Raw genomic sequence first — 13,600 nt, 5'->3', positions numbered from 1 at the left:
ATAGGCAAGCCTGTTATAGGCGGTAATCGAACCAATGAAATGTTATGTTTATATGAGATTTTCACTTTAAAAATTGGATGCGCCAGGTTCGAAGGCTTCTGAATCTCTTTCTTCTATCACCATGCGCAGTCCACTCTTAGGTCTGAGTGTAAGGGATGGAAGGGGGGTTACTTCATGATGATCATGTGCAAGCTTTATCCTATACCGCTTTGCAATGCAGGCCAGGACAAACACCGCTTCCATCATCGCAAAATGATTGCCGATACAAACCCGCGGCCCTCCGCCAAACGGAAAGTAAGCGAACGCAGGCAGGCTTTTCATGAAGTTATTTTCAAATCTTTCAGGAATAAATGATTCCGGTTGATCAAAATACTCTGGATCATGCTGCATCACATAAGAACTTATTAGAATCATATCGCCTTTTTTAAAGCGATATCCTCCTATTACGACATCCTCCGTCACATCACGGGATAGGATATACAGTGGCGGGTACAGGCGAAGTGTTTCATGAATGATATTTTGAGTGTATGGTAATTTCATGAAGTCTTCAGGCTTGGGTGTCCGGTGACCGATTATGCTATTCACTTCACTGAAAAGCTTGACTTGAATTTCTGGATGCTTCGAAATTGCGTACAGTGCCCAGGAAAGAGCATTTGCTGTCGTTTCATGACCGGCAAGGAAAATAGTCATCAATTCATCACGGACCTGATGGCTTGTCATACCCAATCCGTCGTCGGCATCACGTGCGTCCATCAGGATCCCAAGCATGTCTTCATGCTTTACTGTGTCGTTCTTCCGTTTTTCAATAATGCCGTAAATCACTTTATCAAGTCTTTGTATCGCCTTTTTATATTCACGGTTGATTTTGGTAGGTACCCATAATGGCATACGGAAAATCTTTCTCATCCTTTTGACTGTAATTCTCAAAGCGGTTTCCAGCGGTTTTCCAACAATTTCATACCCATCCTTGAATTCCATGCTGAACATCGTCTTGCTGATTATCCCGAGAGTGATGTCCATCATATCCTTCGTTATGATCCGTTCTTCATCATGTTGCCAAGTTGATATATAATCCATTGTGGTATCAATCATATCCTTGGCGTATTGGCTAATATGATTCTTTTTGAAAGAGGGTTGGATAAGCCTTCTCTGTCGCATATGAAAGTCTTTTTCGCTTGTAAGCAGACCTTCACCGATAAGCGGTTTTAAAACATTGAAGTCCTTGGATTTGATGAAGGATTTTTGTTTTGTTACGAGTATTTGTTTTATTAAATCAGGATTTAAAACGTGATAAACATTTTGGAATGGGCCCAAACGGAATTTAGCGACTTCTCCATATTCCTTGGCCAATCGGGTCAGAAAACCAATGGGATCTGCTTGAAACTCCTTTGTATGTCCGGAAATCACCCTTCCTTTTGGAACCATTGGAGAAGTGCGGAAGACATCATCAGCGTGGCTCAATGTGGTTTTTCCCCTTTCTTTAAAATAATTACATGTAATCATTCTATGAGGATCAGTTAAATTGGTTTGGACAAGTCGTTAAAGAAAGGGCGGATAATTCTATGGGAGTAATAAGGTTATATAAGAAGCCATAAAAAAACTCTGGCTGAATAGAGCCAGAGTTTTTCATGAAAGCTTTAGATTTGATGATGTGGGATTTACCTTCTTTCTTCATCGTCCCTATGTTGGAAGCGATCATTTTTTTCTTTAATGGGCCCGCCAAATTCTGCATTGATTTCCTTTACCACTTGATCTAGGAATTCATCTGATATTATTGGATTATTAGTTTTTTTATGCATGTACAATCCTTTCTGGATATCGTTGTTTGGATAAATAATGAAGTATACGTTATCAACATAACCTCACTTTTAATAAATTATTCTTTCTTTGTCCAACATTTTCACTTGCATTTACATTTCACGGAAGCATTTATAAAAGACTGTTATATCTAGTTTAGTGATGATGGTATGTGGAAATAGCCCAATCACCTCTAGGTAATTGGGCGTGGGTTATATACTTGATTAAGGGAACAGCTGCCTTAAATATGTTATTAGCTGATCACGAAGTTCAGGTCGTTTCATTGCGAAATCTATTGAAGCCTGAAGGAAGCCGAATTTATCGCCGACGTCATATCGATTTCCTTCGATGATATACGAATATAATGGTTCCTTTTCTAACAAAAGGTCTAAAGCTTCGGTAAGCTGGATCTCCCCCTTCCGGTCGGGCTGTACGGTTTCAAGGATTTCAAAAATCTCAGGTGATAAAATATATCGGCCAATAATCGCCTGTGTTGATGGTGCATCCTCCACTTTTGGCTTTTCCACTAAGTTTCTTACCAGAAATAAATCCTCATATCGTTCTTGGAAATTTACGATCCCATACTTGGAGACATCGGCAGGTGACACTTCCTTACATCCGATAATGCTCGCTTGAACCTTGTTATACCGTTCCATCAACTGCTTCAAAGCTGGAACCTGGCTATCCACGATATCATCCCCTAACAGGACGGCAAAAGGTTCGTTTCCGATAAAAGTTTTGGCACATAATACTGCATGCCCGAGACCTAAAGGTTCCTTTTGTCTTACATAGTGGATATCCACCATGTTGGAAATGTTCTCCACGATCTTAAGCAGCTCATTTTGACCTTTCATTTGCAGAAGCATTTCCAGTTCAATGGATTTATCGAAATGATCTTCAATGGCACGTTTGTTTTTACCCGTAACGATGATAATATCTGTAATCCCTGATTGAACCGCTTCCTCGATAATATATTGAATGGTCGGCTTATCGACAATCGGCAGCATTTCCTTTGGTTGAGCTTTCGTAGCAGGTAAAAATCGTGTTCCTAAACCGGCTGCTGGAATCACCGCTTTCTTTATCATAGCCCAGCCCCTTTTTAAGGTTCTTTTATATGCTTTTAGTTCTACCCTTCATTTTATGTGGCCATTGGTTGACCTATATCAAAATAGGTTAAAATAAATTCCTGAAAAAGAATAGATTTACCTTTGAAGCAAATATTATGGATATATGAATTTGGTCAAGAGGTGTATATGTTGCCAATTGAAAAACAAGAGAGAACACAAATCCTTTTTGCCTTACTCGTCATTGTTTTATATCTTTCTCCTTTATTCATCCTTGGAGAAAATGCGCATATTCGCGTACATGATAATTTGGATTCCAACATTGCCTGGTATAAAGTCCTTTCAGAAAGCGGTGAGTTATTCGGTGCGATAGATGCCGAAATTCCCCAGATCATGAATGGTCTGCCCCGAAATGCCTTTGGCAGTGAGTTCAGTATTATCGTGTGGCTTTACGCACTTTTTCCGACAATGGTTGCATATGCAATAAGCCAGGCATTAACAAGATTTATTGCATTCTTTGGTATGTATATCTTATTAAAGAAACATTTGGTTACAGGAAGCCAATCAGGTTGGATCAGGGTTGGAACATCCTTGGCCTTTGCCCTTACCCCATTTTGGCCGTCGGGAATGCTCAGTACACTTGGGATGCCGCTTGCACTTTGGGCTTTTTTGAATATTCGCAGCAAGGACCATTCGTGGAAGAATTATTTGGTCCTTACACTTTTGCCGCTTTATTCAAGCATCGTGCTTGGTTTTTTCTTTTTCCTTGTTGCAATGGGCTTTCTTTGGTTAACGGATGTGATCAGGAGAAAAGGGTGGAATATAACGTTTCTTCTTTCGATCGTGTATATGACCTTCATTTTTGGTTTGGTGGAGTATCGTTTGGTGTCTTCATTCATTTTTGATTCGGAGCCAAATAGCAGAGATGAATATTTTCACGCAAGGCTGCCGCTCGATTGGGTCATCAAGCTCACTTTCAAAAATTTCGTTCTTGGACATACGCATGTCATGACTGTACATGCGCTTATCATCCTGCCGATTACAATATTTGCCCTTTATATCATTCTGACCAAAAAACTGTGGCGACAGGAAAAGGTATATGTATTTTTATTCGGCTTGAACTTTATACTCTCAGCATGGTACGCATTCTGGTTTTATAAAGGCTGGGTTCCTTTGACGGAAAGGTTTCACACCCTGGATACCTTTAATTTTGCCAGATTTCACTTTTTAAGGCCTATGGTGATTTATTTGGGCTTTGCCCTCGCGATAAAAATCATTTGGGAACACAGCGATTATGCTAAGAAAACCCTTTCATTTTTCATCGCCGTCCAAATTATGATCTTAATGGGCTTCAATGAAGAAATCACTTACAATAAAAAACCATCTTTTAAAGAGTTCTATTCAGAAAGCCTTTTCCAGGAAATAAAAGATCATATTGACCTTCCACAGGAAGAGTATCGTGTTGCTAGCATTGGGCTGCATCCTGCAATCGCACAATTTAATGGATTTTACACGCTCGATAGCTATAACAATTTCTATCCGCTTTCTTACAAACATCAATTTCGTCAAATAATTGAAAACGAATTGGCTAAGAATAAAAACATCAGAATCTACTTTGATGAATGGGGAGGACGTTGTTACCTATTTACCGATGAGCTTGGGAAGCATTATATGTTCAAGAAAGGCTCGAAGAAAGAGCTGGAAAATTTGGATCTTAATATGGATGCCTTTAAAGGATTAGGTGGCAAATATATATTTTCTGCCATCCCAATCAACAACGCGAAGGAGAACGGATTGGTGCTAGATGGGGTTTTCACAAAGAAGGGAAGCAAATGGAAAATTCATTTATACAGAGTCATGTGAAAAGGGGGGAATAGAATGAATTCACCGATAGTAACGATTGTTGTACCTTGTTATAACGAAGAAAGCGTTTTGCAGGATACCATTTCCCAGCTTTGTGGATTGATGAGGGGATTAGTCGAAGAAAACGTTGTTTCTGGTCAAAGTAAAGTCCTGCTGGTTGATGATGGAAGCAAAGATCAAACTTGGAAGATCATTTATAAGGAAACGATCAATAATGAATTGGTTCGCGGGCTAAAGCTTTCCCGGAATGCAGGACATCAAAATGCACTCCTGGCAGGATTGTTTACAGCCAAGGAAGCCTCGGATTGTGTGATTTCCATTGATGCAGATTTACAGGATGATATTCAAGTCATCCCTGAATTCATTCGGAAATTCAATGAAGGATGTGAAATCGTATATGGTGTCCGCCAGAAAAGGGACCTTGATTCATTTTTTAAACGGACATCTGCAACTGGTTTTTATAAATTGATGAACAAGATGGGGGTTAACCTTGTCTATAATCATGCCGATTTCAGGCTGATGAGCAGAAGGGCAATCGCGGAGTTGGAACGATTTGATGAAACGAATCTCTTTTTAAGGGGGATTGTCCCGCTTATTGGGTTTAAGACGGATTCTGTTTATTATGACCGAAAAGAAAGATTGGCTGGGGAAACGAAATATCCATTTAAGAAGATGGTTGCTTTTGCGCTTGATGGCATTACTTCCTTTTCAGTTACACCGATCCGGCTTGTATTATGGCTAGGATGTCTTTCCTTTTTCATTAGCTTACTCTTTGGGTCTTACTTTTTATGGTTAAAGTTTTATGGGCAGACCGAAACTGGTTGGACCTCATTAATCACCTCCATATGGTTGATCGGCGGACTGCAGTTGATTGCTGTCGGCTTGATTGGGGAATATATCGGAAAAATCTATAATGAATCCAAACGCCGGCCTAAATATATTGTTGATCTTGATTTATTTAATCCGCTCGATTTAAAAAAACGGGAGCAACTAGATAATGAACGGAACAGTATTGAGAAACTATCTAAAACACACTAACTCCTTTATCCGCTTTTTATTGGTTGGGATAGTCAATACAGCGGTTGGACTTTCCATCATGCTTTTTCTTATGAATGTTCTTGAATTATCTTACTGGGTCTCCACCTTTTTCGGCAATGGAACGGGAGCAGTAACGAGTTTTCTTTTGAACAGGACTTTTACCTTTAAAAGTGATATAGAATGGCGGCGAGGAGTTGCCCGTTTCTTATGCGTCATCCTGATTTGTTATTCCGCCGCTTATTCTATAGGCCAAGCCATTGCGGAATCACTGGAAGGATCCGTCCATTTATCCATACAACAAAATTTGGCTGTTCTCATAGGAACAATCTTTTATACCGTGCTTAACTATATTGGCCAGAAATACTTTGTCTTTAAAAAAAGCAATCTGAGACCAATTCAAGAAGGAAGGAACTAATTAGGTGAATCAGTGGAATAGTGCCCCTATTGGACGGGAATAAAAGCGGAATTTGATATTTAATGCAAGTTTACCCTTTTAATGACGATCCGAGCTGGGGCAGATCTGGTTAATTCATCGCATTCTTCATGAAGGTGATTTTTTTCCTTTTCGGACCACCTTTTGTTCATATGCCCCTGGATTTTGACCTTTACTTACCTCCTTTCCTACCTTCGAATCATGTCATTGCATGACTTATGTTATATAAGCCAAGAACAAAACCTCACTTACAAAGAATTATTTATTTTTGAGCAAAATTTTCATTTACATTTCCATTTCACGGGAGTATGATAATCAACAGTTTCATATTTCTAAATCGCTTAAACCTTATGGTGCGGGGGACCCGTTATTGGGATTGTTTACAATCCAAGGGGTGAATCCTTTTTAAAAAGGTAGGGCTACTCTTAGGTCCGAATCCGACAGCTAACCTCGTAAGCGTTATATGAGAAGGAAGGTGGAGCTTGTTAGACAAAAAAATTGATGTCTACAGGTCTATTTAGCTATGACTTGTAGGCATTTTTATGTTTCGTCTAGTTTTTTGCTACAGCTGGGTAACATAAACTTATAAATTAACTATGGTGGTGAAATCTTGATGTTATCTTCTATAAAGAGGTTCTTGATTGGGAGACCTTTAAAGTCAAATGCACTTGGTGAACAAAAGCTTAACAAAACAAAGGCTTTGGCGATATTATCTTCTGATGCTTTGTCTTCGGTTGCATATGGGCCGGAGCAAATATTGATCGTCCTGATAACGGTCGGTGCTGCAGCATTCTGGTATTCCATCCCTATCGCGATCGGAGTATTGATCCTCTTAGCTGCTTTGATTTTGTCTTATAGACAAATCATTTTCGCTTATCCGCATGGCGGGGGGGCCTATGTGGTTTCAAAAAACAATTTAGGAGTCAATCCAGGGCTGATAGCTGGAGGATCTTTATTGGTAGATTATATATTAACTGTGGCTGTAAGTGTCTCTGCAGGTACAGATGCAATCACGTCCGCTTTTCCTGGCCTGCATTCCTATAATGTCGTCATTGCCATCATATTCGTGATTCTACTTACAATCCTGAACCTTCGGGGGGTTACGGAGTCAGCCTCTGTTTTGGCCTATCCGGTGTACCTATTCGTTTTAGCCTTGTTCATCTTGATCGGTGTTGGAATTTACAAGATTTTAACAGGAGGAGTTTCACCTGAATTGCACACATCAATCGGGACTCCGGTAGCGGGCATCAGTTTATTTATACTGCTAAGAGCATTTGCATCAGGAAGCTCCGCCTTGACAGGAGTAGAAGCAATTTCCAATGCAATCCCGAACTTTAAAGATCCAGCCCCGAATAATGCTGCGAAAACTTTAATAGCGATGGGTTCATTGCTAGCTGTATTATTTTCGGGAATCGTATTCTTAGGCTATTATTTAAGCATTGTTCCCAGCGCAGAGGTAACTGTCGTCTCCCAGATTGCTGAAGAGATCTTTGGACGGAATTTCATGTATTTCTTCATTCAAGGTACGACTGCCCTGATCTTGATACTTGCGGCCAATACTGGCTATTCGGCTTTCCCTCTGCTTGCGGTAAATCTTGCGAAGGATAAATTCATACCAAGGGCGTTTACGATCAGAGGGGACCGATTAGGGTATTCCAATGGAATCATCATACTGGGACTTGCATCCATCATCTTGATTGTCGCATTTGAAGGACATACTGAAAATCTCATTCCGCTTTATGCGGTAGGGGTATTCATTCCATTTACGTTGTCCCAGACTGGCATGATCGTTAAATGGGTTCGCGAAAAGCCAAAAGGCTGGATGATGAAATTAACCATAAATTCAATTGGTGCCATAATTAGCTTTATCGTCACGATGATATTCTTTTTAACCAAATTTACTCAGGTTTGGCCTGTTTTGATTTTTTTACCTATCATCATTTTAATTTTTCATCGGATTAAAAAGCATTATGAAGCAGTTGGTGACCAACTAAGGATTACAACATGCGAGCCGATCTTACCAATTGAAGGAAATATCATTATCGTACCTGTGGCAGGTATAACTCATGTGGTTGAGAACTCTTTAAATTATGCAAAATCGCTCTCAGCAAATCAGGTCATTGCCGTTTATGTTGCTTTTGAAAGAGAAGATGAAAAGAAATTCGGAGAAAAGTGGAAAAAGTGGCAGCCGGATGTCAGGCTCGTTACACTGAATTCTTATTATAGAAGTATCATTCAGCCACTAACTAAATTTGTGGATACAGTTGAACATAAGGCGAGTGAATCCAATTATAAAGTTACGGTGGTCATCCCCCAATTCATTCCGAAGAAGGGCTGGCACAATATACTTCATAACCAATCAAGTTTACTGATTCGCGCCTACTTACTTTATAAAAGAAATGTGGTTGTAACGACAGTGCCATATCATTTGAAGAAATAAGTTCCATATCTATAACTGGAAGCAAACCTGCATAAGGTTTGCTTTTTTTATAATCTTATAAAGGGAAAGACCGCAGTACAGCTGTCTTTTCTCCAACTAAACGCTCCCGATATTATTAGCATCGGAAGCCTTCTTTGTGTTGAACACTATTTTTGCAAAAATACTTCATAAAATTACCAAGGGTCAATTCAAATAAAGCGAACATATTAAAAAGAAGACAAAATGAAATTTATTAGCTTTGAACTTACATATATGGGGGTTGAATATGGATATATTATTAGCTCTCTTGCCGGCACTATTCTGGGGAAGCATCGTTTTATTTAATGTGAAACTCGGGGGTGGGCCATATAGTCAAACACTGGGTACAACCATTGGCGCATTGATTTTTTCAATAGGTGTTTATATTTTTGCCGATATTAAGTTGTCATTTCTCGTGTTTGGAGTCGGGGTTGTCTCTGGATTGTTTTGGGCCGTTGGACAAGCTAATCAGCTTAAGAGCATTGATTTAATGGGAGTATCCAAAACGATGCCGATATCTACTGGAATGCAGCTCATTTCAACGACTTTATTCGGGGTCATCGTTTTTAACGAATGGTCCACAATGAAAGCGATCATTTTAGGCGTCTTGGCATTAGTTTTCATTATTATAGGAATCGTCTTGACCTCACTGGAGGATAAAGAATCAAAAGAGGGCAAATCGGGAAACTTGAAGAAAGGAATTGTTATTCTCCTCATCTCGACATTCGGTTATTTGGTTTATGTGGTCGTGGCCCGTCTTTTCGATGTTGATGGATGGTCAGCGTTGTTCCCTCAAGCGATAGGGATGGTGATAGGCGGTCTGTTATTGACTTTTAAACATAAACCGTTTAATAAATATACGATTCGCAATATCATTCCGGGATTGATATGGGCTGCAGGGAATATGTTTTTATTCATATCCCAGCCCCGTGTGGGAGTGGCCACTAGTTTTTCCCTTTCGCAAATGGGCATTGTCATCTCAACTCTCGGCGGGATCATCATTTTACGTGAAAAGAAAACGAAACGCCAACTAATTGGAATCATAATCGGAATTATCTTGATCATCATTGCTGGGATTATGCTCGGGATGGCAAAAAGTTAATTGGAGGGTGATTAAATGTATACAGATTTAGAAGGTAAGGTCGTTGTTATAACCGGTTCATCCACTGGTTTAGGGAAAGCGATGGCCATTCGCTTTGCCAAGGAAAAGGCAAAGGTCGTGGTTAATTATCGCACTAAATCAGAGGAAGCGGATAGTGTAATGGAGGAAATCAAAACAAATGGCGGGGAAGCAATTGCAGTAAAAGGCGATGTCACCGTTGAAGAAGATGTGATTAATCTTGTTCAATCAGCGATAAAGAATTTCGGGAAACTCGATATATTCATCAATAATGCAGGAATTGAAAATCCGGTTCCGTCTCACGAGATGCCGTTAAGCGACTGGAATAGGGTAATCAATACCAACTTAACGGGAAATTTCTTGGGCTGCCGTGAAGCTATCAAGTATTTTGTCGAGAACGACATTAAAGGGAATGTTATAAACATGTCCAGTGTACATGAGATGATTCCCTGGCCTTTATTCGTTCACTATGCAGCAAGCAAGGGCGGGGTGAAGCTGCTTACGGAGACACTGGCTCTTGAATATGCACCAAAGGGAATCCGTGTGAACAGCATTGGTCCTGGAGCCATCGCCACGCCAATTAATGCCGACAAGCTTGAAGATCCCGAAAAGAAAAAGGATCTTGAAAGCATGATTCCGATGGGGTATATCGGAAAGCCTGAAGAAATTGCTGCGGTTGCTGCATGGCTGGCATCTTCAGAGTCCAGTTATGTAACGGGCATCACTCTATTCGCTGACGGAGGAATGACGAAATACCCTGCATTCCAGGCGGGAAGAGGATGAATTTTGTTTAATGATGCAAAAAGACTCCCAGCAGGCTCAAACCTGCTGGGAGTCTTTTTTTAAGCATTAACGAGTATGATGATTATACCAGCTAATGAAATTATCGACGACCGTATCGATAAACTGGACAGTCGACTCATGTGTAAGCCTGCCTTCGTTATCGATTTTGTCATGCACTGCACCAACATATACTTCATTCCCTGGAAGGAGTGGGGAGGCGATGCCTATTGCGAATAAGATTTCACGCAAATGCAATTGAGCTTTAACCGTTCCTAATTGCCCCATTGAAGCACCCATGATCCATGATGGTTTGCCGATCAAGACTTTATCGACACGTGATAACCAATCGATTGCATTGCCCAATACACCTGGAATCGTACCGTTGTATTCAGGAGTTACCCACAAAACTGCATCTGCTTCGGCCACTTTGCTTTTAAATTCTTTTACAACTGATGGAGGGTCATTTTCAATATCTTGATCATAAAAAGGTAAATCCCGAATGTTCAATATTTCAAGATCGAACCGATCTTGATATCTAGATTGAATATATTTGGCAAGCTTAAGGTTGTAAGACTCTTTACGGATACTTCCCACTATTGCAACAACTTTCATCTTCAATACCTCCAATGATTTTTATAATGGATAATCATGTAAATGTATTCCACTTACCTATTATAATTGGAATGTAAATGAAAGGGAAAAAGGATGCTTGGGAAAAAGTTGAGTTAGAGCTTAATAAACAAATTCCTCTCGAACATTCATTCACTTAGGGTTACCCTGCAAAGTTAGACTCGAAAATTAAATAGATTTGTTTGTGCCAATCCAATCCCCATTACTAGAACTCACCAAACAATATTGCATTTGTTTTTAATTTAATATTATGGCCATTCCTATAGGGATTAAGGAAAAATCCTTTCAGAGAAAATGAAATAAGACGCTTGAAAAAGTAAATAATGAAATATCATGAAGACCGTAAGTGAAATGTGTTTTTTTTGCTTGAAAACTATTTCACTAAAATGACAGGAGAGGATGAAGTTGATCTTTCGTACCATTGATACGGACAAAGATAAAGATATTATCGTTAAATTCAGGAAAGATTCCTTTGTTGTAAGTTTTGGATCTGAGGCAGGTTTTGGAGATGAAAATACATATCTGCAACGAATGGAAGAAAGGGTCCGCAAATTCCCGGGGGGACAGGTGATCATTGAAAAGGACCAAGTACCGATTGGGCAAATGGAACTTCGAATTCGGGCGTATGAAGGAACTGAGATCGGCTATGTAGATTTATTTTATCTTATTCCCGGATACCGCAGTAAAGGCCTTGGCAAGGAATTGGTTCGCTATGCAGAAAACTTTTTCGGGCGATTTAATGTATCCGAATATCATTTAAGGGTTTCTCCGGATAATCAAAGGGCGATTCGCTTATATAAGAATTCAGGCATGATGAAGATAAGGGAAGAAAATGAAATATACCCAGTATGGAGAATGGGCAAATCATTATAGAATATAAAATTTAACTATATTAATATAATTAAAAAGCGTCAATCACTATACTGTGAAAATATTTTAACCGATGAAAAATAGGGTTGACTTTAGAGAAATTAGAATATATAGTGAAGGACATAATTAAATATAACGTTAATTCTTATCAAGAGATGTGGAGGGACTTGGCCCTATGATACCTCGGCAGCGGGTTTTTACTTTTGTAAAAATACTGTGCTAATTCCAACGGACGAAAGTTTGAAAGATAAGAAGGAGCTTTTCTTAGATAATTAATTTAAGAGTTTACTCTTTTTTATGTCTAAAGAGGCCTCTTCTGTCTGATGACGGAAGAGGCCTCTTTTGTTTATTCAAAATGTATATGGTTATTAGGAAATTTGGTGCAATTACTCATGAGTTTCGCAGATTTACTCGTGAGTTTCGAATTTAACCCTATCATTATGAAGTTGTTGCAAAGCTCTTCTCTCTGGATAATGAATTCGTACAAATAAACAACATGGGGGGAGATTGGATGATTGAGTTTCAAAATGTTAAAAAGGTATATCAAACAAAGAAACAGACTGTCGAGGCTTTGAAGGGCATTAATTTGACAGTGGAAAAGGGGGATATATTCGGTGTAGTCGGTTATAGCGGGGCCGGGAAGAGTACGTTGATCAGGTTGGTCAATTTGCTTGAACATCCTTCAGATGGTTCGGTGATTGTTGGGGGCAAGGATTTAACCAAATTGAGCGCGAAGGAATTGCGGGCAGAAAAGAAAAAAATCGGGATGATCTTTCAGCATTTCAATTTGCTAAACTCAAAGACCGTTTTTGATAATATCGCCATGCCGCTGATTTTATCGGGAACCCCTGGTAAAGAAATCAAAAAGCGGGTAGGCGAGCTGTTGGAGTTCGTTGGCTTATCGAGCAAAGCAAAGAGTTATCCGGAACAATTATCCGGCGGTCAAAAGCAGCGGATCGGCATTGCGAGAGCATTGGCTACCAATCCATCGATCTTATTGTGTGATGAAGCTACCTCGGCATTGGATCCGCAAACAACGAGTGCTGTTCTGCAGCTCTTAAAGAAAATCAATAAAGAATACAATATTACCATTCTGCTAATCACTCATGAGATGTCTGTCATTCGGGAAATTTGCAATAAGGTAGCGGTCATGGAGGGCGGATGCGTCGTTGAACAAGGTTCGGTTTTCGAAGTTTTTGCGAAGCCGCAAACGGATATTGCAAAAAACTTCGTGAGAACGGTCATACATGACGAAATTCCACAAAGTTTCCTAAAAAGCATAGGGTCCCATATCCCGATTATTTGGAAAATTAATTTTATTGGGACTACTTCGGGTACTCCTTTGCTTTCAACCATCTCGAAGAAATATGATGTTCATTTAAGTGTTTTATCAGCCAATATTTCTGAAATTCAGGAAACGCCTTTCGGGAATTTGATCATCGAAGTGACCGGGAATAAAAATGAGGTGGACAAGGCTTATCAGTATATTAAAGATGAGGGGATTCTCGTCCAGGAGGTGCAGATAAATGGGTAATACGCTTTGG

General features: G+C 39.7%; 12 protein-coding genes and 2 riboswitches. Of the genes, 8 read left to right on the top strand and 4 right to left on the bottom strand.

Going from position 1 to position 13,600, the window contains the following annotated elements; all coding sequences use genetic code 11:
- Nucleotides 1–66: 66 nt before the first annotated feature.
- The 3 genes from ACIROD_RS09100 to galU all read right to left on the bottom strand — a co-directional run bounded on the left by ACIROD_RS09100 (nt 67) and on the right by galU (nt 2,882).
- The gene (locus ACIROD_RS09100) at nt 67–1,461 is read right to left on the bottom strand and encodes a cytochrome P450 (RefSeq protein ID WP_402939782.1); all 1,395 of its coding nucleotides are present in this window, start codon (nt 1,459–1,461) and stop codon (nt 67–69) included.
- 197 nt (nt 1,462–1,658) lie between these two features.
- Nucleotides 1,659–1,799 carry a hypothetical protein gene (locus tag ACIROD_RS09095; protein ID WP_230178076.1) on the bottom strand — a complete coding sequence of 47 codons (141 nt, stop codon included), beginning with the start codon at nt 1,797–1,799 and terminating at the stop codon, nt 1,659–1,661.
- A gap of 222 nt (nt 1,800–2,021) precedes the next feature.
- Complete coding sequence (galU, locus tag ACIROD_RS09090) at nt 2,022–2,882, bottom strand: UTP--glucose-1-phosphate uridylyltransferase GalU (protein WP_101223339.1); 861 nt, start codon at nt 2,880–2,882, stop codon at nt 2,022–2,024.
- Nucleotides 2,883–3,050: 168 nt separating this feature from the next.
- Between galU and ACIROD_RS09085 the strand changes: the two genes are divergently transcribed.
- The 6 genes from ACIROD_RS09085 to ACIROD_RS09060 all read left to right on the top strand — a co-directional run bounded on the left by ACIROD_RS09085 (nt 3,051) and on the right by ACIROD_RS09060 (nt 10,556).
- Entirely contained in the window at nt 3,051–4,724 is a 1,674-nt protein-coding gene (locus ACIROD_RS09085; RefSeq protein ID WP_402939778.1) for a DUF6044 family protein, read from the top strand.
- A 15-nt stretch (nt 4,725–4,739) separates the two neighbouring features.
- Nucleotides 4,740–5,762, top strand: coding sequence for a glycosyltransferase family 2 protein (locus ACIROD_RS09080; RefSeq protein WP_101223337.1), 1,023 nt, complete (start codon nt 4,740–4,742; stop codon nt 5,760–5,762).
- The gene (locus tag ACIROD_RS09075) at nt 5,722–6,177 is read left to right on the top strand and encodes a GtrA family protein (RefSeq protein WP_402939775.1); all 456 of its coding nucleotides are present in this window, start codon (nt 5,722–5,724) and stop codon (nt 6,175–6,177) included. Before ACIROD_RS09080 ends, ACIROD_RS09075 begins: the two co-directional genes overlap by 41 nt.
- A gap of 346 nt (nt 6,178–6,523) precedes the next feature.
- Nucleotides 6,524–6,670: riboswitch (cyclic di-AMP (ydaO/yuaA leader) on the top strand.
- A 138-nt stretch (nt 6,671–6,808) separates the two neighbouring features.
- Entirely contained in the window at nt 6,809–8,635 is a 1,827-nt protein-coding gene (locus tag ACIROD_RS09070) for an APC family permease (protein WP_402939772.1), read from the top strand.
- A gap of 265 nt (nt 8,636–8,900) precedes the next feature.
- On the top strand, nt 8,901–9,755 hold the full coding sequence (locus ACIROD_RS09065; RefSeq protein ID WP_101223334.1) for a RhaT/GlcU family sugar-proton symporter: 855 nt from the start codon (nt 8,901–8,903) through the stop codon (nt 9,753–9,755).
- Nucleotides 9,756–9,770: 15 nt separating this feature from the next.
- Nucleotides 9,771–10,556 (top strand): glucose 1-dehydrogenase, encoded by a 786-nt coding sequence (locus ACIROD_RS09060; protein ID WP_101223333.1) that lies wholly within the window; start codon nt 9,771–9,773, stop codon nt 10,554–10,556.
- 66 nt (nt 10,557–10,622) lie between these two features.
- Here ACIROD_RS09060 and ACIROD_RS09055 read toward each other — a convergent pair whose 3' ends face one another.
- A complete protein-coding gene (locus tag ACIROD_RS09055) occupies nt 10,623–11,168 on the bottom strand; it encodes an NADPH-dependent FMN reductase (protein ID WP_101223332.1) in 546 nt (181 codons plus the stop codon).
- Between the two features lie 423 nt (nt 11,169–11,591).
- Between ACIROD_RS09055 and ACIROD_RS09050 the strand changes: the two genes are divergently transcribed.
- Nucleotides 11,592–12,059 carry a GNAT family N-acetyltransferase gene (locus tag ACIROD_RS09050; RefSeq protein WP_402939767.1) on the top strand — a complete coding sequence of 156 codons (468 nt, stop codon included), beginning with the start codon at nt 11,592–11,594 and terminating at the stop codon, nt 12,057–12,059.
- A gap of 139 nt (nt 12,060–12,198) precedes the next feature.
- Nucleotides 12,199–12,310: riboswitch (SAM riboswitch) on the top strand.
- Between the two features lie 257 nt (nt 12,311–12,567).
- Nucleotides 12,568–13,590: a methionine ABC transporter ATP-binding protein gene (locus ACIROD_RS09045; RefSeq protein ID WP_230178080.1), complete on the top strand. Its 1,023-nt coding sequence runs from the start codon at nt 12,568–12,570 to the stop codon at nt 13,588–13,590.
- Nucleotides 13,591–13,600 lie beyond the last annotated feature (10 nt).

Origin of the sequence: Peribacillus sp. NPDC101481 (genome assembly GCF_044767165.1) — a bacterium.
In the GTDB taxonomy this organism is placed as follows: Bacteria; Bacillota; Bacilli; order Bacillales; family DSM-1321; genus Peribacillus.
Note: the sequence above shows the minus strand (reverse complement) of the source record. Positions and strands in the feature narration are given on the sequence as shown.